General features: G+C 38.1%; 3 protein-coding genes. All 3 read right to left on the bottom strand.

Annotation, left to right across the window (positions count from 1 at the left end):
• Nucleotides 1-6: 6 nt before the first annotated feature.
• Entirely contained in the window at nt 7-1,353 is a 1,347-nt protein-coding gene (locus G468_RS21605) for a conjugal transfer protein TraH (protein ID WP_051297175.1), read from the bottom strand.
• Complete coding sequence (gene traF / locus G468_RS21600) at nt 1,350-2,402, bottom strand: conjugal transfer protein TraF (RefSeq protein WP_051297174.1); 1,053 nt, start codon at nt 2,400-2,402, stop codon at nt 1,350-1,352. The genes G468_RS21605 and traF overlap by 4 nt, the downstream gene beginning before the upstream one ends.
• Nucleotides 2,403-2,923: 521 nt before the next feature.
• Nucleotides 2,924-3,283 (bottom strand): VWA domain-containing protein, encoded by a 360-nt coding sequence (locus G468_RS0116595; protein WP_081700715.1) that lies wholly within the window; start codon nt 3,281-3,283, stop codon nt 2,924-2,926.
• Nucleotides 3,284-3,344 lie beyond the last annotated feature (61 nt).

The following is a 3,344-nucleotide window of genomic DNA, read 5'->3' as shown; positions in this document are numbered from 1 at the left end:
AACTCATTAACATCCCCGAAGCAGCACCGCTGCGCCGCTCACGCGTAGCGTGCTACGTTCACTTAATTCTTTTTTTGCTTCCTGTATTTTTTCAATTTGAATTTTCGTGTATGCCATCAGGGGATCGTCATTGCTCTGTATCATCTTCCCTAAACTCATTTCGGCAACATTGAGCATGGCATTTAAATACCCATAGACTGCTTCATAGGAAATGATAGGCGCAATAGAACGGTAGTAGTGCAAGGCTCTTGTGGTGTCTTGCCCTTCTATTAATTGATAGCCGTTCGTGACCGCCCCGTTCACATTAAACAGATATGCTTTTTGTAATAGCGCATTTGAAGTCTTGGCGTTACTGATATAATTTTCTAAAAAACCATCATCAAATAGTTTTAAAAAAATGTTTTCTAATCCATCTATTTTTATTTGTTTCGGTGACGGGTGAGCGCAGATATCGGTATCTGAACCACAACCATAAATACGAAAATTCGGATTATCCTTTGTTCCTTTCATTAAACTGTCATAAATTTCATTCATTGGAATAGGTGTGGCTACAGTATGGTTAAAAGGCATTTCGCCACTTGTGTTTTTGGTTGGTTTTTCTACTATCACCATTCCCACCATACTCATCACAAGCTCTTTTTGCTCTATCTCAGAACCCATAAAATTACTATTAAACCCGCCCCGATTTAACGCACACCACATTAAATTTCCATAGTGAGTACAAGGGGTGATTTTCCCCGCTTTTTCCGCAGTTTGGACTACAGGTTTTCTCCCCATAGGTTCGCTTGCTATTGACTCTATCGAATCTATAATTCCCTCAGAAGCAAGCGTATTACCGACCGCAGTTTTTGCATTTTCACTAAAGGCACTCGCCATATCGACTAATATCCCTTTGGATAATTGGCAAGAATTAGCACTATATTCATTAAGTTTTTGGATTAAAGCCTGTAATTTTGATATTTCGCCACCCAAAACAGAATCCATTGCGTTAATTGCAAGCTGAAAAGCAAGCCCTACGGAGTTAGCTGCAATGTTTCTTAATAACTGAACAAATTCATCAGCATTGATGAAGCTAAAAGAACCTGAAAAGAAATCTATGCCAGAACAGCCCGCAGAAATTTTTGGCGTTGAAATGTTGATTGGTGATATTGTTCTTAGTTGGTTTCTAACGACAAATCCACCGCCAATATACCCATCACGGGTTACGCTCTGGTATGATCCACTTCCAGTTGAATTTGACATAGAGCCAAACATTTCATTGAGTTGCGAATTAATGTTATCCGCATAGGTGATAGATGGAGTCGCCAATATCACAACAAGCATCAGTCCTAAAAATGTTTTTTTCATTTTCATTTTTTTGTTCTCAAATTGTCTTTTTCAACGGCTTTGCGAATGTACTCAACAAACTTTTCAGGGTTGTTTAATACGCCTTCTGGCATTTCTTCAAGTAGTCTACTGTCTATGTAGCCGTTGTCGTTGAAAGGTCTTGTGCTGGCGTATTCCTGCTCTGTTATTCCCCCCGCATCTTTGGCGACGAGTATTATCCTGTCTCTTAGAGTACTACCGCTAATCGCGCTGAATGAAAGTATCTTTATTTCTTTAGGCGGGATAGCTAAAGCCAGTGCCGGAACATTGGTGATCCCAAGTTTTTTTGCTTGACCGCTATCAATCCGAGAGGCTTCAAAAATATTATTTTTTAATTGGCTTCCGTCAATAGATACAGGGATGATTGAAATCCCTGATTCTGTCTTAATAGCTCTTAATACCTCAACTTGCTTTTCGCACAATGAGCAACCTCTCCCCTTAAAGAAAAAGAAGATTCCCGCTTTTTTTGCGATAGTTTGTAGAACTTCTGTTTTTTTTTCTTCTGCGACACGGGATTGTTCCAGAGCAGCAAATGAAGATGTAGAACGCCTGTTGTTTTCATCGATGATAGGATCGGTGCTGGTTACGATTCTGGCAGTATCAGCGTACTTATTTGCCTTATCCAGCATAATCCTTTGAGCATAATAGTACCGCCTAACGTTTGTTGGTGTAGGATCATCTATTGCCTCATCACGGATTCTCTGTATGTTTTCTCTATACCACTTGACAGACCCTTTTTTTACTACAGGCTTTGGCTCTGGTTTAGGCTTTTGTTCGGGTTTAGGTTTTAGCTCTGGCTTTGGATTAGGTTTTAACTCTGGCTTAGGCTTTTTCTCCGCTTCTATCTTTTCATTGTAAAAAAACCAACCTTCATTTTTTTTCTCTATCTCTTTTACGCCACCACCTGTTACCTTCCCCCCTCTATCGATAACGCTGATTTCCTCATCAGTTTTGCTGTTTTCGTATGCAAATGAGTAAGGTAGTGTAAACATACTAGCGATGAACAGAGAAGTGAAAGTTGATTTTTTCTTATTCATTTTCAAACATTCTCGCTGTATATGATGTTGCTTATCAATTCCGTTAAAAACAGTTTGTTTTTGTTGTCGTGTAAACGTGCGGCTTTCAAAGATTCACCCAACTTGTTGTTTTTGGTGTACATAGCTTTCGTTACATAGTTTTTCGAGTATTTCAGTTCGTGGCAGACTTGTTCCAGCGTCATAGTTCGCCCGTAGTTCATAATAAGAAGATTTAGGTTAATATATGCCGAAATTTCTATGTCAGAGCAAAATGGCGTTAATACATCAAAAGGGCGTATTTTATTTAGATCTTTGCAGATATATGTTTTCATGTTCGTCTCTGTGAAGTGGGAATCTTGATCTTTTCGGGCTGAGAGCAGTCAATTTTTTATAACCTCGGTGTGTTTTTGTATTTTATCAATTTAAAATTGTTATTTTTTTCATTTGGTCAGAGATTTAGTGCAAAAAAAGCCCCCGTGAAGGAGGCTGTAAAGCAGGGAATCAACAACAACGGCGTTAAATCAAAACATAGTTGTTTTGGATCAAAGCGTATTGTTGATATATTTCTCGCAATAATTGATGATAGTCTCTTCAATTTGGTTGAAGTCTGTTATCATCACAAAGTTTGACGTAAACTGTTTAATCATTTTTTCTGTAATTTCTTTGTTTTTTTCTGAAGGTAGAAAGATTAATGAAATCACTTCAATGCCTTGAGATTTTGCGGTTTCATATGACTTTTTCGCAACCGAAACATCGTTAGGCTCACCATCAGTAATCACAAAGATAATTTTCTTTTTTTGTTTAGCGAGGCTTGTTTCTGTTATTACAGGAATCAGGGCTTCTCCTAGTGGAGTTCCTCCTTGCGCTGCTAAACTGTAGTGGTCTAATAAAACTGTAGAGATTTATAGCTTATAATTAAGCAAAATCTTATAGGTATAAATATGACCCGAAAAGTAAAAGTAA

The organism is Arsenophonus nasoniae DSM 15247 (assembly GCF_000429565.1).
Lineage (GTDB): Bacteria > Pseudomonadota > Gammaproteobacteria > Enterobacterales > Enterobacteriaceae > Arsenophonus > Arsenophonus nasoniae.
The sequence above is the reverse complement of the archived record's forward strand: the minus strand, read 5'-3'. Positions and strand labels throughout refer to the sequence as shown.